We start from the raw sequence: 17,073 nt of genomic DNA on the forward strand, positions 1-17,073 counted from the left end.
GCCGCGCCAATGGTGGCACTGGATCTCGATGCACCCGTACGCGTTTCACCATCGGGAACCGGCGTCATCGATCGAACGCGGGCGGCCGTACACGGCCGCGGCCGCGAGGCCGTGGTCCAACTCGTGGTTATCACCGTGCTCTACCTGACCTACCGCGTCGGCCGCATGCTCGCGGCCGATGAGCAGACGCATGCGCTCGCCAACGCGCGCACGCTGCTGACCTGGGAAGACCGCCTGCAGATGCCGAATGAGCAAGCGCTGCAATCGATCTTCGTCAAACATGAGTTCCTGGCCGTGCCCGCGAACTTCTATTACGCCACCGCGCATTTCGCGGTGGCCATCACGGCGCTGCTGTGGCTGTGGACCTTCCGGCCCATGTACTACCGGGTGACCCGCAATCTGATGGTCGCGCTCACCGCGGCGGCGCTGGCGCTGCATATGCTCATCCCGCTCGCCCCGCCGCGCATGCTGCCCGAGTACGGATTCGTGGATCTGGCGGCGAAATACGGTCAATCGGTCTACGGGCCGCCCGATACCGACACCCTCTCCAATCAATTCGCGGCCATGCCGTCACTGCATGTGGGCTGGGCGCTGCTGCTGTCGCTGGGCCTGATCGCCGCCACCCGCACCCAATGGCGCTGGCTACTGCTGCTGCATCCGGCCATCACCACGCTGGTGGTGGTCGGCACCGGCAATCACTACTGGTTCGACGCCATCGTGGCCACCGCACTGCTGGCGGTGGCGACGCTGCTGCATCCGCCGGTATTCGAGCGGCCCGGGTCAATGCCGGAAATGCACGGAAATGAGAGGATCTGACTCGACCGTTCGACTGCAGAAAGCCGGTGCCGAGGACAATGACGTCTACCGAAACCAAGTCTCGCGCGCGGATCGGTGACCTCATCACCGTGCAGGGCCGCCGTGTCCACGTACGCCAGGACGGACCGGCCGACGGCAAACCCGTACTGCTGCTGCACGGTTTCGAGGGTTCACTGCACTGGTGGGACGCGGTCACGCCGCTGCTGTCCGATACCTATCGGGTGATTCGCGTCGATCTGCTCGGATTCGGCTGCACCGGTGGTGAAGCCGGATTCGGCCAGGACGGTCAGGGCAGCATGCTGGCCGCGGTGCTCGATGAACTCGGCGTCGCCAAGGTGGCGGTGTGCGGACACTCCTGGGGTGCGGACGCCGCGCTGGCCGTGGCCGCGCGCTCACCCCGCATCACCGAGATCATCATTCTGGATCAGGCCCCGGACCTGAGCTATCTGCACGTCCCGGCCGGGGCCGCGCTGCTCGCCCTCGGCCCGGTCGCCCGGTTCATCCAGCGGTTCGCCCCCGAACCGATTGTGCGCCAAGCCCTGCGCGAGGGTTTCGCGCCCGGCTTCGAGCTATCCGGCGCGGTCCCCAGCCCGCATCAGATGTTCCTGGACCACCGCGCCATGTCATGGCGCGCCTATCGCGAGGTCACCACGGTCCGCCGCCAAGCCCTGGCCGCCGACCCCTTGGACCGCCAACTCCGCCGGCTCGCCCTGCCCGCCCTGGTCATCCACGGCCGCCTGGACGGCATGTACGACTGGGCCACCACCCGCGACCGCTACATCGCGGCGGGCGCCCGCTTCGAACTCATCGACAACGCCGGTCACAGCCCCAATGTCGAAACCCCGCACCGCTTCACCGAAATCCTCCGCGATTTCCTCGCCGCCCCCGCGGCCCCCAACCCAATCCAGGACTGACACCCGGATCGAAGCGCCCGCCGATGCCATCGCGGCCACGATCTCGATCGAGGTGCGCTGATCTCGGCTAGGCGTAGGCTGGCGAAAACCTGCATGAGGATCGACCAACCAACCTCTACCGAAGGACGGCCGATGTTCAATCAGTCCGACCTGACGACGCTCATCTCCGCCGCGCCCGGGCGCGGCGTCTCCATCTATCTGCCCACGCACAGCAGTGGTCCGGAAACGCGCCAGGACCCGATCCGGCTGCGGAATCTGCTCACCGAGGCGCATGCCAAACTCGTCGCCGACGGCGTCGGCAAGCGCGAGGCCGACGAGCTGCTCGCCCCCGGCGAGGCACTGCTGGACGACTATCCGTTCTGGCAGCACCTGGATGAGGGCCTGGCGCTCTTCCTGGGCGCGGACGGTTCGCAATACCGATTCCCGGTGCCGCTCACCTTCACCGAACAGGTGCATATCGAACCCGGCTTCTATGTGAAGCCGCTGCTGCCGCTGCTGTCCGCCGACGGCAAGTTCGCGGTGCTCACCCTGACCGCCGACGGCGCGGCGCTGTACGCGGGCTCCAAATTCGCGCTCACCCCGGACCCGGAGGCCGGATTGCCGGGTGGTCCCACCGATAACCTCGACGAGGACAATCAGAGCCGGATCCTGGCCAGTCCGACCGCGCGCCCGCACACCGGCGGCAAGGCCACCACCTCCACCCAGGCGTACGGCGAAACACCAACGGACTGGCGCAAATCCGTGCTCGACGACTGGGTCGGCAAGGTCGCCTCGGCGGTCGAGCGCCGCCTGGCCGATCAGGCCATTCCGCTGGTGCTCATCGCCGATCCCGAACTCGGCGGCCAGTTCAAGAAACGCAGCACCCTGGGCCCGCTGCTGGTCGGCACCGTGGAGAAGAATCCGGCCGCCCTGCTGAACGGCAAACTGCACGACACCGCCTATCAGGTGGTGCGCCCGCATTTCGAGGCCGGTGAACGCGCCGCCCTGGAACGCGCCGCGCTACTGCTGGCCGACGGTCCGACCAAGGTCGCGGTCACCATCGGCGAGGTGGTGCGGGCGGCCTTCCAGGGCCGGGTCGAGACGCTGCTGCTCACCGACGGCACGGTGGAGTGGGGCCGTTTCGACGAAATGGCCGACGCCGTCGAAACCCATTCCGAGCCGGGCACTTCGGTGATCGACCTGACCGAATACGCCACGGTGAAAACCCTGGAGAACAAGGGCGCGGTGTACATGCTGCCGCCCGAGGCGCTGGCCGGACTCTTCAAGAGCGCCATCGCCCCGGCCGCCATCGCGGTGCTGCGCTACTGAGCGATGCGCACTACTGACCGTCGGTATCCGAATCGCCCTGCGCCCGAACCGCTTCCGTGGACACGGCGGGCGGCCGGGTGGCGGGGCGGATCTTGCGCAGCCACACCAGTCCGAGCGCGCAGCCGAGCGCGATGCCCAGCGCCATCCATCCGGCCTTGGGCTCGTGCGCGGTCGACGGCGATCGGTACCACAGGTGTGAGTAACCGGCCAGGGTGTCCTGTGCGCCGCGCACCGCGAGCACCACGGACGGCACGAACAGCACCGCGATGCCGAGCACCCGATTCTGGAGCAGCTCGGGCCGGGTGGCCCCGTATCCGTATCCGGTGATCGCGGCCAGCGCGAGCGCTCCGATCGAGGGAATCACCCGGTTCTGATCGGAGACCGGGGCCAGGGCCGCGAAGAGCGCGAGGCCCGCGATCAATCCCATGGCGACCAGCGGATAGCGCCGCCTATCCCCCAGCCACAGTCCCGCCGCCACCGCGACGAACAGCAGCGGATGCACCCAACTCGGCCGTGGCACAGCCACAATGGCGCTGCCCACCGCCGCCAGGCCGACGCCGATCAGAATGATCCCGCCATCGCGGCCGGTGAGAATGAACGCGGTCAGTATGGCGACCGCGACGGTCGCCGCGGCGGCCACCACCGCGACGGTGGTGTCCACCTGATGTCCGGTGAACCATTCGGCCGCAAGCAATGTCGAGCCCGCACCGATCGCGCCCGCCACCACCGTCCCGAACGGCGCGTCCAATTCGTGCACCATCTCCACGCGGCGGCGGTGATGCCAGCGGATCGAGAGCAGGATGAGCACGACCACCGCGAAGATCGCCCACAGCGGCGGTGAATCGGTGCCGACCCCGGTGTAAGTGGCTTCGGCGCTCGGCAATTCGGTCAGGTCACCGAGTACGACGCTGGCGACCGCGCCCAGCATGAAGGCCGCGCCGGTGCGCCGCGACCGCAGTACGGCCGCACCGATGAGCCCGAGCAGGACACCGCCGAGAATGGAGTCGATGTAGTTCGACGTGGTCAGCGAGACATCGGAATCCAGCCGCCGGCTCAGTACCGCATTGCCGAGCAGCGCGATTCCGGTGACGCCGGCGCAGATCCAGGTGAGCCGGGTATCGCCGAGCGAGACCGCGAGCACCACGGCCACCACCGCGGAGATCGCGCCCGCGGTATCGGCGCGCGGCACGTTCACCACCAGCAGATATTGATGCAGCGCCGAACTGCCGGCCACCCGGGCGAAGTCCACGGGCATCATCACCGACAGGCAGGCGACCGCCGCTGCCAGGAACGCGGTCACCACTTCCACGAGGTCGCGCAGACGCCGCACCCTCACAACATACTGCTCAGTCGGTAATTTGCGCGGGAGGGTTGCGCATTCGGTAGCCATGGGTACGCTCGGGAATGAGTCCACTCATTATTCGAGGGCGATCCGGAGGTGTCCAGTGCCCGTACCGCAGGAGTCGCCCCAGGTAGGACGGCGAGTACGCGGTATGCAGGATAAGCAGGGCCGCATCTTCGACGCCGCTGCCGCATTGTTTGCCGAAAACGGTTTCGCACGCGTCACCACCCAGCAGATCTCCGATCGCGCGGATATCGCCGCGGGCACGCTGTTCCGCTACGCGGCCTCGAAGGGCGAGTTGCTGCTCATGGTCTACAACGCGGATTTCCGGTCCGCGCTGGACTTCGCCGAGCATCGCGCCCGCGCCTATGACGATCCGGTGGAGACGGTGCTCGAACTCATCCGGCCCACCGTGCGATCCGCCGCGCGCAGCGCCGAGAACACCGTCGCCTATCAGCGCGAACTGCTCTTCGGCCCGCCGGACGAGAAGTATCGCGCCGAAGGCTTGGCCCTGGTCGCCCGGCTGGAAGCCATGATCGCCGATCGGCTCGCCGTCGACGCCCGCGCCCGCGGACTGGAATCGCCTCGGCTGGAGGAACTTTCCCGGCTGGCCGGGCGCAGCGTCTTCGCGGTGCTGCATCTGGCGCTGGCCCGGCCCGCCACCGGGGCGCACCCCGGATATGACCCGCTCACCGATCTGCGTGCGCAAATCGCGCAGATCGTGGCCGGATTCTTCGCGGCCCTGCACACGTCCGTCACCAAACCCGAAGACAGGAGAGGTAATTGACCATCGATATCCGCAAGGTGACCGTACTCGGCACCGGTGTACTCGGATCGCAGATCGCCTTCCAGACCGCGTTCAGCGGCTTCGACGTCACCGCGTACGACATCAATGACGATGCGCTGCAGGCGGCGGGCGAGCGCTTCGAGAAACTCGCGGCCATCTACAAGGGTGAGGTGAACGGCGCGGGGGGCGGTAAGGCCGAGAAGACCGCGGCGGGCATCACGCTGACTTCCGATCTGGCACAGGCGGTTCGGGACGCCGACCTGGTCATCGAGGCGGTCCCCGAGGTGCTCTCGATCAAGCAGGACACCTATACCAAGCTCGGTGAACTCGCGCCGGAGCGCACCATTTTCGCCACCAACTCCTCCACACTGCTGCCCAGCGCCATGGTGGAATTCACCGGCCGCCCGGATCGATTCCTGGCGCTGCACTTCGCGAATCAGGTGTGGAAGTTCAATACCGCCGAGGTGATGGGCACCCCGGAGACCGATCCGAAGGTGTATCAGGCGGTGGTGGACTTCGCGTCCGACATCGGCATGGTGCCGATCGAATTGCATAAGGAGAAGGCGGGTTACGTCCTCAACTCGCTGCTGGTCCCGCTGCTCAATGCCGCCATGGATTTGAGCGCGAACGGCTACGCCGATCCCGAAGCGGTCGACAAGACCTGGCGCATCGCCACCGGAGCGCCCATGGGGCCGTTCCAGATTCTCGACATCATCGGCCTGACCACCCCGTACAACATCCTGGTCAATTCCGACGAGAACGGTAAGCAGCTGGCGAAGTGGTTGCAGGACAACTACATCGGCAAGGGCAAGCTCGGCATCGCCAGCGGGGAGGGCTTCTACAAGTACGGCAACTGATCCGCCCGAAGTTCGAAACAACCAGGGATGGGAGTCACATGTTCTACAGCAGCGGCAATTACGAAGCCTTCGCGCGCCCGCGTAAGCCCGAGGGCGTCGACGGCAAAACGGCGTGGTTCGTCGGGTCCGGCCTCGCCTCGCTGTCCGGAGCCGCCTTCCTGATCCGCGACGGGCAGTTGCCGGGTGACAAGATCACCATTCTGGAGGAGTTGAAACTGCCCGGCGGCGCGCTGGACGGTATCCGTAAACCCAAGAAGGGCTTCGTCATTCGCGGCGGCCGCGAGATGGAGAACCATTTCGAATGCCTGTGGGACCTGTATCGCACCATCCCGTCCATGGAGATCGACGGGGCCAGCGTGCTGGACGAGTTCTACTGGCTGAACAAGGACGATCCGAACTTCTCGCTCCAGCGCGCCACCGTGGAACGCGGTCAGGACGCGCACACCGACGGCCTGTTCACGCTGAATGACAAGGCGCAGAAGGAGATCGTCAAGGTCTTCCTCGCCACGCGCGAGGAGATGGAGGACAAGCGCATCGACGAGGTCTTCTCGAAAGACTTCCTGCAGAGCAACTTCTGGCTGTACTGGCGCACCATGTTCGCCTTCGAAGAATGGCACAGCGCGCTGGAGATGAAGCTGTACCTGCACCGCTTCATCCACCATATCGGCGGTCTGCCGGACTTCTCGGCGCTCAAGTTCACCAAGTACAACCAGTACGAATCGCTGGTGCTGCCGCTGTATCAGTGGCTGCTCGATCAGGGCGTGAACTTCAAATTCGATACCACGGTCACCGATGTGGACTTCGATCTGAGCGGGAAACGCAAACAGGCCACGCGGATTCACTGGGTGTCCGAGGGCGTGGAGGGCGGGGTGGATCTGAGCGAGAACGATCTGCTGCTCATGACCATCGGCTCGCTGACCGAGAATTCCGATGAGGGCGATCAGGACACCCCCGCGAAACTGAACAAGGGCCCCGCGCCCGCCTGGGATCTGTGGCGCACCCTCGCGGCGAAGGATCCGGTGTTCGGCCGCCCGGAGGTATTCGCGGGCGATATCGAGAAGACCAAATGGGAATCGGCCACCGTCACCACGCTGGATCAGCGCATCCCCGAATACATTCAGAAGATCTGTAAGCGAGATCCGTTCAGCGGCAAGGTCGTCACCGGCGGCATTGTCACGGTGAAGGATTCGAGCTGGCTGATGAGCTGGACGGTGAACCGGCAGCCGCACTTCAAACAGCAGCCCAAAGATCAGATCGTGGTGTGGGTGTATTCGCTGTTCGTGGATGTGCCCGGCGACTACGTGAAGAAGACCATGCAGGAGTGCACGGGCGAGGAGATCACCCAGGAATGGCTGTACCACATGGGTGTTCCGGTCGCCGATATTCCGGATCTGGCCGCGAACGCCGCCACCTGCGTACCGTGCATGATGCCGTACGTGACCGCGTTCTTCATGCCGCGCAAGGCCGGTGACCGGCCGAACGTGGTGCCGGACGGATCGGTCAATTTCGCGTTCATCGGGCAGTTCTCCGAAACCAGCCGCGATTGCATCTTCACCACCGAGTATTCGGTGCGCACCGGTATGGAGGCGGCGTATCAGCTGCTGAACATCGAGCGCGGGGTGCCGGAGGTCTTCAACTCCACCTATGACATCCGCTCACTGCTGGCGGCGACCAGCCGACTACGCGATGGCAAGGCCATCGATCTGCCCGGACCGCAGATCCTGCGCAAACAGCTGTTCAAACGCCTCGATTCGACCGAGGTGGGCGAACTGCTCAGCGAATTCGGTTTGATCTCGGATAAGTAGCGCCGCAGCGTATTTCGGAACCGTGGCGGGTCGGCGTGCTCAGTGCACGCAGGCCCGCCACACTTCCGCGGCCTCCACCAGGCGGGTACGAACCAAATCTATATGCGGGCGGGCCGGACCGCCGACGCGACGGGCGAGATAGACCGTATTGATCGGCGAATCCTCCGGATCCAGCAGTGTCACAATCGATCCCGCGTCGAGTTCACGCGCGCACAGATAGCGCGGCAGCACCGACAGTCCCGCACCCGCGACGACCGCGGACAGCACCGCGCGCAGATCCGGAATCACAAGAGCCGCTTCGGCTTCCAGCCGGGTGTCGAAAACGTGCCGCCAATAGCGGCGCAGGATGGGCAGATCCGCCGCATAACTGATGAGCGGCACCCCCGCGAGATCATTGACGCGCAATCGCTCGATATCGATATGCGCGGCCACCTGCGGTGCGGCGACGAGCACGAACTCCTCATCGGCCAGCGGTTCGGCCAGGACGGTGCGCCCGCGCGGGCGAATGGTGGACAGCACCAGATCGAGTTTGCCCAGGCGCAGATCGGTGAGCAGATCATCGGCCAGTCCGGTGGTGACGGTGAACCGGATGCCCCGGGAGATGAGCGGGGCCAGGGCGGGCAGGGTGAGCGCGGCGAGCAGTTCCGCGGGACCGCCGAGCAGCACCGGCGGTTCGGGGGTGTCCGCCTCGGGCGAATCGGCGACCACGGTCTCCAGCGCGTCGAGCGGATCGGCCACCCGGGTGGCCAGATCGTGCGCGGCCGCGGTGGGACTCACCCCGCGCGGCAGGCGTTCGAAGAGCGGGCGGCCCAGGTGTCGTTCCAGTGCCTGCAACTGCGTCGTCACAGTAGGCTGGGAGAGGCCGACCTGGCTCGCGCCCGCGGTGAGCGATCCGGCCCGGTAGACGGCGAGAAACGTCCGGAGCTGCGCCAAATCCACGGATCCATCGGTTTGCCTATGTCTCATATAGGCGAGTCTATTGGTCGATCTATGTTCGCGTACCTACGGTGGAACCCGACAACCTGACATTCCGCATACGAAGTGTCAGTTCATCGGTACTACATCATTCCGAGCGAGGAGCATCATGGCCAAGGTCCTGTTCGTCATGACCGGCGTCGATCATTGGACGCTGGCCGACGGCACCCAGCACCCCACCGGGTACTGGGCCGAGGAGTTCGCCGCGCCGTACGAGGCGTTCAAGGCAGCCGGGCACGACATCGTCGTCGCGACCCCGGGCGCGGTGGTACCGCCGATCGATCGCGGCAGTCTCGCCCCCGAGGCCAACGGCGGTCCCGAGGGCGCGGAGAAGGTCGCCGAAACCCTGCGCAAGGCAACCGAATTGAGCGAACCGATCGAGCTCGGCACGGTCGACCTCGCAGACTACGACGCGGTCTACTACCCCGGCGGGCACGGGCCGATGGAAGATCTGGCCGTCAATCCGGTCTCCGGCGAATTGCTCACCGCCGCACTGGCTTCGGGCAAGCCGCTGGGTGTGGTGTGCCATGCCCCGGCCGCACTGCTCGCCACCGCCGACGCCGACGGCAAGTCGCCGTTCGCGGGCTACCGGCTCACCGGCTTCACCAATGCCGAGGAGACCCAGGCCGGATTGGCGGACAAGGCCAAATGGCTGCTCCAGGATCGGCTCGTCGAACTGGGAACCGACTTCCGCGAGGGCGAGCCGTGGGCCCCGCATATCGAGGTCGACCGCAATCTCTACACCGGGCAGAACCCGGCCTCCTCCGCCCCGCTGGCGGCGGAGTTGCTGAAGGCGCTCTGACCCGCCATGCCCGATCGGACCGCCGATGTCCTGGACGCCACCCTGCGCTGCCTGCTGCGGTACGGGGCGCGGCGCACCACCATGGACGATATCGCCGCTGAGACAGGCGTTTCCAGGTCGGCGGTCTACCAGTACGTACGCAATAAGGACGATGCCGTGCGGCGCATCGCCGAACGGCTGCACGAGCAGGCGCTGACCGCCGCGCGGGAATCAGCGGTCGCGCCGATTCCCCTGGCGGACCGGGTCTTCGGCATCGTCACCGCCAAGGCCGAACTGATGGCGGGACCGTTCGCCGCCTCACCGCACGCCGCCGAACTGCTCGACGAACAGGCCCGGCTGTGCGGGGATATCTGCCGCGGCTTCACCGATGAACTGCACGAGCTACTCACCGGAGTGCTCGCCGCGGCCGAGCTGGAACGGCCGGGTGACGCCGCCCGGATCGTGCTGGCCGCCACCATCGGGCTGCTCTCGGCGGGCCGCCCCGATCTACTGCGCACCGCGTCCGACGCCGTCCTGGCCGGGCTCGGCGCGCCATCGAAAACCTTTGAAGGAGAACAGCAATGACCGTGGACAGCCGTGAATGGCGTCTGATCGCCCGCCCCTTCGGCGAGCCCAAGCCCGGCGATTTCGAACTCGCCACTGTCACGCTGCCCGAGCCCGGGCCGGGACAGGTACTGGTGCGCAATGACTGGCTGTCGGTGGATCCGTACATGCGCGGGCGCATGAACGATGTCGAATCCTATATCCCGCCTTTCGTGCTCGGTGAGGCCATGACCGGCGGGGCCGTCGGCACCGTGGTCGCCTCGGCCGCGGACGATGTGCCGGTCGGCACGGTCGTCAGCCATTTCTACGGCTGGCGGGAATACGCGCTGCTCGACGGCGCCGCCGTACAGGTCGTGAATGTCGAAATCGCGCCCGCGCAAGCGTATTTGGGCGTGCTCGGCACCACCGGCATCACCGCGTACGCGGGTCTCACCGAGGTCGCCCCGGTCAAGGAGGGCGATGTCGTGTTCATCTCCGGCGCGGCCGGTGCGGTGGGCTCGATCGCGGGTCAGGTCGCCAAGCGGCTCGGCGCGTCCAAGGTGATCGGATCCGCGGGCGGCCCGGCCAAGACCGCGCGGCTGCTGAACGAATTCGGCTTCGATGCCGCCATCGACTATCGCGAGGGTGATCTGGTGGGGCAGTTGGCCATTGCCGCGCCCGAGGGCATCGATGTGTACTTCGATAATGTGGGCGGCGATCACCTCGATGCCGCGCTGGTGGCCATGAACCGGTACGGGCGGATCGCGCTGTGCGGGGCCATCTCGGTGTACAACGACACCGAACTCGCCCCCGGACCCGCGCATCTGCCGCTGGCCATCGGTAAGCGAATCAACCTGCGCGGCATGAATGTCAGCGATCATCTGCATCAGGCCCCGGAGTGGATCGGACAGGCGGCGGGCTGGCTGGCCGACGGTTCGCTGCGCGCCGAGGAGACCGTGGTGGACGGGATCGAGCAGACGCTGGATGCGTTCACGGCCATGATGAGCGGTGCCAATACCGGCAAGATGCTGGTGCGCCTGCCGCATAACGGGTAGAGATCCGGCTGCGCTCGCAGCGGTCGCGAATATCTCGCCGCGAGACAGAAGACATCTTCTGTCTCGCGGCGAATTCATGCTTTCACCAGTGTATTTCACGAACTACGAGGCCGACTCATCGCATCGGGCGGGTCCACTGGCGTCTCACCCGGAGACACTTGTTGACACCCGGATCAGCAGCGGAGACGGTGTGCCCACCAGAGGTTCCCGACACCGGAGTGGGCAATGACGCAGACCGCACCGGACGCGATCGATATCTTCGATCCCGTCCACCTGGACAATCCGTACCCGCTGTATCACCGGCTGCGGGAGCGGTCTCCGGTGTATCGGATCCCGGGGACGGACTTCCACCTGGTCACCTCCTGGGATCTGGTCGCCGAGGCGATCGGGCGGCCGGATGCCTTCTCCTCCAACCTGACCGGGGTGCTGCTGCGGCAGAGCGACGGTCCGCCCGCCACTTTCGATATGGATGGCGGCGGTCAAGCCGTGCATGTGCTCGCCACCGCCGACGATCCGACACATCTGGCGCATCGCAAACTCGTACAACCCTTGCTCGCCAAGCGAATTCGCGGTCTCGGACCGACCGTCCGCGAGCTCGTGGACAGCCTGTGGTCCGCGCATGCGCGTGACGGCCGCATCGACTGGGCGACCGCCGTCGCCGACCGGCTCCCGCTCGCCCTGGTCGCCGATATCATCGGACTGCCGAACGCGGATGTCCCGCGGCTGCTCGACTGGGCCTACGACAGCACCGAAATGCTCGGCGGCGTAGTCGATTCCGATGGGTTCGGCCGTTCGGTCACCGCGGCGGCGGAACTCACCGGCTACCTGTACACCACCTTCAAGGCCGCCGAGGCGAACCCGGGCGATGACCTACTGGGCGTGCTCGCGAGAGCCTGCGCCGCGGGCACACTGACCGATACCGTGGCCGTACTGGTGCTGGTGCAGTTGGTGGGCGCGGGCGGTGAATCCTCGGCCGGGCTGATCGCCAATGCCGTTCGCATACTGGCCGAAAACCCCGAGCTGCAAGCGGAACTCCGGCGCGAGCCCGCCCTGCTGCCCGCGTTCCTGGATGAGGCGCTGCGCCTGGAATCGCCATTCCGAGGGCATCATCGGCACGTCACCGCGGACACCACGCTCGGCGGCATCGAACTCGCGGCGGGCAGCCACCTGCTGCTCTCCTGGGGCGCGGCCAACCGTGATCCGGCCCGCTTCGACGATCCGGACGCCCCGGATCTGGATCGCCGCAGTGGCGCGAACAATCTGGCCTTCGGCCGCGGCGTGCACTTCTGCGTCGGGTCGGCGCTGGCGAAACTCGAGGCCACCACCGCGCTGACCGCGCTACTGGACCGCACCTCGACCTTCACCCTGGTGGATGACGCACCGCCGCAATGGTTTCCGAGCATCTTCGTGCGCCGACATCACCGGCTCCCGCTGCGCATCGCCTGATCGGCGGCGTTCATGCCGAGATACCGGGCCGCCGCGGCCCGGTATCGGCGTGCGATACCGGGCCCGTCCGCCTACTTGCGGTGGGCGCGCAGCTGGTAGACACCCTCGGTCTCGGCGACGACGACGCCATTGGCATCGGTGACGGTCGCCTTCAGGGTGAAGTCGGACTTGCCCTTCAACTCCGCTTCCTCGGCGATCCGGGCGATCTCGGACTCCGATAGCTCTGCCACCGCGGTCACATCGGTGGCGGCGGGCTTGCGGAAGTAGATGTGCAGGTCCTTGACCAGCGGGTAGTACAGCGCGCCATCGAAACTGGCGACCGCGAGCGCACCGCCCAGGATTTCCGCGACGGTGAACAGCACGCCCGCGTACATGACGCCGAAGTGATTGCCGTTGCCCTCGATGGGAACCCGGGTGGCGGCGTAGCCCGGCCGGACCTCGGTAGCCTTGATGCCCATCTTGTGCGCGATCGGAATCGTGAATTCGAGTGCGCCGTTCACGACTTCGTTCAGCGGCGGGGTGGCGTCATTCGCCATGCGGGACCTCCCTGTCAGACTTACTGGCAGCATGCCAACAGCACAGATCATCGTGCCAAAGGTTCGGCGCGCGCAAGTCCCCGGGTCGGCGTGGCCGCGGGGCCCGTACGGCAGGGCGGTGAGACCGGCCACATCCCAGCAAATCCGACCGGTCGGATACCTAGGATGCAACTTGTGTCTATGACGTATTCATCCGCCGAGCGGGCCTACCGCGAGGTCAAGGAACGCATCCTGAGCGGGGAACTCCCCGGTGGCGAGCTGATCAGCGAGGGCGAGATCGCCACCGCGCTCGGCACCTCGCGCACGCCGGTGCGGGAGGCGTTCCTGCGGCTCGAGACCGAGGGCTGGATGAAGCTGTACCCCAAGCGCGGTGCGCTGGTGGTGCCGGTGCCCTCGCACGAAGCGGAGGACGTGACACAGGCGCGCTATGTCGTCGAGACGGGTGCCGTGCGCGCTCTCGCCGAGACCGACCGGTCGGCCCTCATCGCCCGCCTGCACGTCTCCCTGGATCGCCAGCGCGCCCTCGCCGCGAGCGGTGACCTCGACGAATTCGCCGTCGTGGACGCCGACTTCCACCGCGAATACGTGGTCGCCGCGGGCAATCCCCTGCTCGCCGGCTTCTACGACTCGCTCCGTGAACGCCAGCGCCGCATGAACAGCGTCGCCCTGCGCCACGGCGAAATCCACACCGACCGCATCATCGCCCAGCACGCCCGCCTCGCCGACCTCATCGAATCCGGCGACACCGCGGGCTTCGCCACCGCCCTCGCCCAGCACCTCATGGACGTGCACGGCGTGACCATCAGAGGGCTGTGATGGCGAACGAAATCAACGACTTCGATTCCCGCGCGACCCCCGCACGGCAGCAGGCCGACTCGAACTCCATGACCGCTCGACCGGGCACCGCGGGCGAAAATATGGGCCACGCAGGCAGTCTCAACGACGCGGCGGGTGTGACGACCACCGTCGCCGTCCTGGACCGGCCCATCGCGACGCGGGCGACACACAGCCGGGCGTGGATCAGCGTCAGCGCGGCTATCTTCGCTATCGCCTGGGGCGGAAACGAATTCACGCCGTTGCTGGTGATGTACAAGCGGGACGGGTTGCCGGTCACCACCGTTGATCTGCTGCTGTTCGAGTATGTGCTGGGGATCGTGCCCGCGTTGCTGATCGGCGGGCCGCTGTCGGATCGATACGGGCGGGGGCGGCTCATGCGGCCCGCGCCGTTGATCGCGGCGGCCGGATCGTTGCTGCTCGCCTTCGGGTCTTCTTCCGTGCCAATGCTTTCCGCCGGTCGCGTGCTCAGCGGTGTCGCCATCGGCTTGGCCATGGCGGTGGGCAGCAGTTGGCTCAAGGAACTTTCGCAGCCGCCGTTCGCGGGCGAGAACGCTTCCGGGCTCGGGGCGCGGCGTTCGGCCATGAGTCTCACCGGCGGGTTCGGTGTGGGTGCGGGTGTGGCGGGAGTGCTGGCGCAGTGGGGTCCGCTACCGGATGTGCTGCCCTATCTGATCAATGTGGGGTTGTGCCTGGCCGCTGCCGCCGCGCTGACCCGGACGCCGGAAACCCTTGTGCCCGTGCCGACTACCGCTCGACTGCTGGATGATCTCAAGGTTCCGGCCGCGGCGCATCGGCGGTTCCGGCTGGTCGCGTTGCCGGTCTCGCTGTGGCTGTTCACCTCATCGGCCACCGCCTACGCGATCATGCCGACCTTGATGATGCCGCGCGTGCACGGTGCGCCCATCGCGTTCTCGGCGCTCATCACCGTGATCACGCTCGGGTGCGGTTTCGCCATTCAATCGGTGGCGCGCAAACTGGATCGGCCGGGCACCATTCGATTGCCGGTGCTGGCGCTGATTCTGGTGATCGCCGGAATGGTGTTGGCCGCCGCGGCTTCGGGGGCGCTCACGCTGTGGCTCACCATTGCCACCGCCGCCGTCCTCGGTATGGGCTTCGGCATCGGCCTGGTGGCCGGGCTCCTGGAGATCGAGCGGATGGCGGGGCCGGAGGATCTCGCGGGTCTGACCGCGGTCTTCTACGCGGTCAGCTATCTGGGCTTCGGCGTGCCCGCCGTCATGGCGATGCTGCACGACGGCACCGGTGTCGGCTATCCGGCCATGTTCGGCGTCGTCGCCGCACTGGCGGTGGGCTGTCTGGCGCTGGTCACGCGCTGTCGCCGAGGCTGAATGTCGGCAGCACGAACGTTTCCGGAAACGCGGGCTTCCGGAGATCGCGTCGCGGGCCTTACAGTCGGTGCAGATGTAGTGACCGCGCGCACATCGGCGCGGGAGTGGAGTAGCCGCCGTGAATCTGTGGGACCAGATCAATCAGCCCGTGACGTATGCGATCCCGTTCTTCGTGCTCGCCATGGTGGTGGAGATCCTCTCGCTGCGGGCGCACGGTGACGAGCGCACCGGATACGAGAAGTCCGATGCGCGCAACAGCCTGATCATGGGATTGGTATCGATCTTCGTCAGTGGTGCGGCCAAATTCGTGGCGCTGCTCGGGTACGCGGTGCTGTACATGCACGCGCCGTGGCAGGTCGATCCGCGCAATCCACTGAGCTGGGTCGCGGTGATCCTGGCGGTCGACGTGCTCTGGTACGTCTATCACCGCACCTCGCATCGGGTGCGGGTGGTGTGGGCGGCGCATCAGGTGCACCACAACAGCCGGTACTTCAACTACGCGACCGCGCTGCGGCAGAAGTGGAATCCGTGGTTCGAGCTGCTGGCGTGGATTCCGCTGCCGCTGCTGGGCGTACCGCCGTGGATGGTGTTCACCGCCTGGTCGTTCAATCTGATCTATCAGTTCTGGGTGCACACCGAGACCATCGGGCGGCTGCCGCGCTGGTTCGAGTTCGTGTTCAATACGCCCTCGCACCATCGCGTGCACCACGCCAGCGACGCGGAGTACCTGGACCGGAACTACGGCGGCATATTCATTCTGTGGGACCGGATGTTCGGCACCTTCCGGGCCGAAACATTCCGTCCCACTTACGGTTTGACGAAGAATATCGACAGCGGCAACGTACTCACATTGCAGTACTACGAGTTCGGCGCACTGTGGCGGGATCTGCGCTCCAGCAGGCGAATTCGGGACTGGCTGGGTTATTCCTTCGGCCCGCCGGGCTGGTCGCCGGGTGATAAGTGGTTGTCGAAGAAGGCGAAGATGCGCCGCCAGGCGTCGGATGTGGCGTCGGCGTTGTAGCCAAGGCCCATCACCTTCAGCAGCGGCTGCCCCGGATGGTCATCGGCGAACGAATGCCCCGATGCCGCATAGGTTTTCACATCATTCGGCACCCCGGCCGCGGTGAGGACGCGCTCGAGTTTCGGCCCGCGCCCGATGTTCTGGGGATCGCGCCGGCCGTAGCTGGCCACCACCGGGCAGGTTCCGCGCAGCATCTCCTCGTAATTGCCGCGTCCGGCGGGATAGAACGGCGCGGCCGCGTCGAATCCCTCGGTGGCCGCGAGCAGCGCGAACGCGCCGCCGAGACAGAAGCCCGCCACCGCGACCTTGCCGGTGCAGCGCGGATCATTGGTCAGCTGGGCGCGGGCGGCGAGAATATCGCGGACCGCGACGCCATCGCGGTTATTGCCCATGAGGTCGCGGATCATGCCCGGTACGCACCGAACCCTGCCGCGCGCGAACAGGTCCGGTGCGATGGCGAGATACCCGTGATCGGCGAGCATTCGGGTGGATTTCTGTACGGCGCTGCCGATACCGAGCATGTCGTGCAGCACCACCACCCCCGGCCACGGGCCGTCGCCCGACGGTGTGGCGAGATAGGCCTCGATGGGCCCGTCGGGCGCGTCCAATTGCATTGAGCTCATCGACGAGCCCCCTCCGCAGTCTGCGAACACCGAATGATGACTGCTGCGAATTCTAGAGCGTCTGGGACGATTTCTCCGGGC

The 17,073-nt window shown here is 66.5% G+C and carries 17 protein-coding genes; 13 read left to right on the plus strand and 4 right to left on the minus strand.

What is annotated here, in order from left to right; genetic code table 11:
• Positions 1-9 precede the first annotated feature (9 nt).
• From ACFC4D_RS36450 to ACFC4D_RS36460, 3 genes are all read left to right on the plus strand, one after another.
• Positions 10-816 (plus strand): phosphatase PAP2 family protein, encoded by an 807-nt coding sequence (locus ACFC4D_RS36450; protein ID WP_376070218.1) that lies wholly within the window; start codon positions 10-12, stop codon positions 814-816.
• A gap of 38 nt (positions 817-854) precedes the next feature.
• On the plus strand, positions 855-1,730 hold the full coding sequence (locus tag ACFC4D_RS36455) for an alpha/beta fold hydrolase (protein ID WP_375955600.1): 876 nt from the start codon (positions 855-857) through the stop codon (positions 1,728-1,730).
• Between the two features lie 132 nt (positions 1,731-1,862).
• A complete protein-coding gene (locus ACFC4D_RS36460) occupies positions 1,863-3,038 on the plus strand; it encodes a hypothetical protein (protein ID WP_376070221.1) in 1,176 nt (391 codons plus the stop codon).
• Positions 3,039-3,048: 10 nt separating this feature from the next.
• On the opposite strand, the gene ACFC4D_RS36465 is transcribed toward ACFC4D_RS36460, so the two are convergent.
• On the minus strand, positions 3,049-4,368 hold the full coding sequence (locus tag ACFC4D_RS36465) for a hypothetical protein (protein WP_376070224.1): 1,320 nt from the start codon (positions 4,366-4,368) through the stop codon (positions 3,049-3,051).
• 163 nt (positions 4,369-4,531) lie between these two features.
• Here ACFC4D_RS36465 and ACFC4D_RS36470 point away from each other — a divergent pair, with 163 nt between their 5' ends.
• Genes ACFC4D_RS36470 through ACFC4D_RS36480 form a run of 3 tightly spaced genes read left to right on the plus strand, consistent with a single transcriptional unit; the run spans position 4,532 to position 7,829 of the window.
• The gene (locus ACFC4D_RS36470) at positions 4,532-5,167 is read left to right on the plus strand and encodes a TetR/AcrR family transcriptional regulator (RefSeq protein ID WP_376070227.1); all 636 of its coding nucleotides are present in this window, start codon (positions 4,532-4,534) and stop codon (positions 5,165-5,167) included.
• Positions 5,164-6,024 (plus strand): 3-hydroxyacyl-CoA dehydrogenase, encoded by an 861-nt coding sequence (locus ACFC4D_RS36475; RefSeq protein WP_376070230.1) that lies wholly within the window; start codon positions 5,164-5,166, stop codon positions 6,022-6,024. The genes ACFC4D_RS36470 and ACFC4D_RS36475 overlap by 4 nt, the downstream gene beginning before the upstream one ends.
• 38 nt (positions 6,025-6,062) lie before the next feature.
• A complete protein-coding gene (locus ACFC4D_RS36480; RefSeq protein WP_376070233.1) occupies positions 6,063-7,829 on the plus strand; it encodes an oleate hydratase in 1,767 nt (588 codons plus the stop codon).
• Between the two features lie 39 nt (positions 7,830-7,868).
• Here the strand turns inward: ACFC4D_RS36480 and ACFC4D_RS36485 are convergent, their stop codons facing one another.
• Positions 7,869-8,795 (minus strand): LysR family transcriptional regulator, encoded by a 927-nt coding sequence (locus tag ACFC4D_RS36485; protein WP_376070235.1) that lies wholly within the window; start codon positions 8,793-8,795, stop codon positions 7,869-7,871.
• A 118-nt stretch (positions 8,796-8,913) separates the two neighbouring features.
• On the opposite strand from ACFC4D_RS36485, the gene ACFC4D_RS36490 reads away from it, so the two are divergent.
• The 4 genes from ACFC4D_RS36490 (at position 8,914) to ACFC4D_RS36505 (ending at position 12,629) form a co-directional block, all read left to right on the plus strand.
• Positions 8,914-9,606: a type 1 glutamine amidotransferase domain-containing protein gene (locus tag ACFC4D_RS36490; RefSeq protein ID WP_376070237.1), complete on the plus strand. Its 693-nt coding sequence runs from the start codon at positions 8,914-8,916 to the stop codon at positions 9,604-9,606.
• Positions 9,607-9,612: 6 nt separating this feature from the next.
• Positions 9,613-10,170: a TetR/AcrR family transcriptional regulator gene (locus ACFC4D_RS36495; RefSeq protein ID WP_376070239.1), complete on the plus strand. Its 558-nt coding sequence runs from the start codon at positions 9,613-9,615 to the stop codon at positions 10,168-10,170.
• A complete protein-coding gene (locus ACFC4D_RS36500; protein WP_376070241.1) occupies positions 10,167-11,183 on the plus strand; it encodes an NADP-dependent oxidoreductase in 1,017 nt (338 codons plus the stop codon). The genes ACFC4D_RS36495 and ACFC4D_RS36500 overlap by 4 nt, the downstream gene beginning before the upstream one ends.
• A 225-nt stretch (positions 11,184-11,408) precedes the next feature.
• Positions 11,409-12,629 (plus strand): cytochrome P450, encoded by a 1,221-nt coding sequence (locus ACFC4D_RS36505; RefSeq protein ID WP_376070244.1) that lies wholly within the window; start codon positions 11,409-11,411, stop codon positions 12,627-12,629.
• A gap of 71 nt (positions 12,630-12,700) precedes the next feature.
• Here ACFC4D_RS36505 and ACFC4D_RS36510 read toward each other — a convergent pair whose 3' ends face one another.
• A complete protein-coding gene (locus ACFC4D_RS36510) occupies positions 12,701-13,165 on the minus strand; it encodes a YiiD C-terminal domain-containing protein (protein ID WP_364628932.1) in 465 nt (154 codons plus the stop codon).
• A 180-nt stretch (positions 13,166-13,345) separates the two neighbouring features.
• Between ACFC4D_RS36510 and ACFC4D_RS36515 the strand changes: the two genes are divergently transcribed.
• The 3 genes from ACFC4D_RS36515 (at position 13,346) to ACFC4D_RS36525 (ending at position 16,369) form a co-directional block, all read left to right on the plus strand.
• Positions 13,346-13,981: a GntR family transcriptional regulator gene (locus ACFC4D_RS36515; RefSeq protein ID WP_376070247.1), complete on the plus strand. Its 636-nt coding sequence runs from the start codon at positions 13,346-13,348 to the stop codon at positions 13,979-13,981.
• Positions 13,981-15,348: an MFS transporter gene (locus ACFC4D_RS36520; RefSeq protein WP_376070250.1), complete on the plus strand. Its 1,368-nt coding sequence runs from the start codon at positions 13,981-13,983 to the stop codon at positions 15,346-15,348. The genes ACFC4D_RS36515 and ACFC4D_RS36520 overlap by 1 nt, the downstream gene beginning before the upstream one ends.
• Positions 15,349-15,466: 118 nt before the next feature.
• Positions 15,467-16,369, plus strand: a complete 903-nt coding sequence (locus ACFC4D_RS36525; RefSeq protein WP_376070253.1) for a sterol desaturase family protein — start codon at positions 15,467-15,469, stop codon at positions 16,367-16,369.
• Here the strand turns inward: ACFC4D_RS36525 and ACFC4D_RS36530 are convergent.
• Positions 16,270-16,992: a dienelactone hydrolase family protein gene (locus ACFC4D_RS36530; RefSeq protein WP_376070256.1), complete on the minus strand. Its 723-nt coding sequence runs from the start codon at positions 16,990-16,992 to the stop codon at positions 16,270-16,272. The genes ACFC4D_RS36525 and ACFC4D_RS36530 overlap by 100 nt on opposite strands.
• Positions 16,993-17,073 lie beyond the last annotated feature (81 nt).

Source organism: Nocardia sp. NPDC056000, assembly GCF_042269265.1.
Classification (GTDB): domain Bacteria; phylum Actinomycetota; class Actinomycetes; order Mycobacteriales; family Mycobacteriaceae; genus Nocardia.

Excerpts from the sequence above, each read along its gene's own strand:
- ACFC4D_RS36505 (WP_376070244.1), top strand. The coding sequence starts at position 11,409 with ATGACGCAGACCGCACCGGACGCGATCGATATCTTCGATCCCGTCCAC.
- ACFC4D_RS36515 (WP_376070247.1), top strand. The coding sequence starts at position 13,346 with ATGACGTATTCATCCGCCGAGCGGGCCTACCGCGAGGTCAAGGAACGC.
- ACFC4D_RS36480 (WP_376070233.1), top strand. The coding sequence starts at position 6,063 with ATGTTCTACAGCAGCGGCAATTACGAAGCCTTCGCGCGCCCGCGTAAG.
- ACFC4D_RS36500 (WP_376070241.1), top strand. The coding sequence starts at position 10,167 with ATGACCGTGGACAGCCGTGAATGGCGTCTGATCGCCCGCCCCTTCGGC.
- ACFC4D_RS36510 (WP_364628932.1), bottom strand. The coding sequence starts at position 13,165 with ATGGCGAATGACGCCACCCCGCCGCTGAACGAAGTCGTGAACGGCGCA.
- ACFC4D_RS36520 (WP_376070250.1), top strand. The coding sequence starts at position 13,981 with ATGGCGAACGAAATCAACGACTTCGATTCCCGCGCGACCCCCGCACGG.
- ACFC4D_RS36490 (WP_376070237.1), top strand. The coding sequence starts at position 8,914 with ATGGCCAAGGTCCTGTTCGTCATGACCGGCGTCGATCATTGGACGCTG.
- ACFC4D_RS36485 (WP_376070235.1), bottom strand. The coding sequence starts at position 8,795 with ATGAGACATAGGCAAACCGATGGATCCGTGGATTTGGCGCAGCTCCGG.
- ACFC4D_RS36530 (WP_376070256.1), bottom strand. The coding sequence starts at position 16,992 with ATGAGCTCAATGCAATTGGACGCGCCCGACGGGCCCATCGAGGCCTAT.
- ACFC4D_RS36470 (WP_376070227.1), top strand. The coding sequence starts at position 4,532 with ATGCAGGATAAGCAGGGCCGCATCTTCGACGCCGCTGCCGCATTGTTT.
- ACFC4D_RS36460 (WP_376070221.1), top strand. The coding sequence starts at position 1,863 with ATGTTCAATCAGTCCGACCTGACGACGCTCATCTCCGCCGCGCCCGGG.
- ACFC4D_RS36495 (WP_376070239.1), top strand. The coding sequence starts at position 9,613 with ATGCCCGATCGGACCGCCGATGTCCTGGACGCCACCCTGCGCTGCCTG.
- ACFC4D_RS36450 (WP_376070218.1), top strand. The coding sequence starts at position 10 with ATGGTGGCACTGGATCTCGATGCACCCGTACGCGTTTCACCATCGGGA.
- ACFC4D_RS36455 (WP_375955600.1), top strand. The coding sequence starts at position 855 with ATGACGTCTACCGAAACCAAGTCTCGCGCGCGGATCGGTGACCTCATC.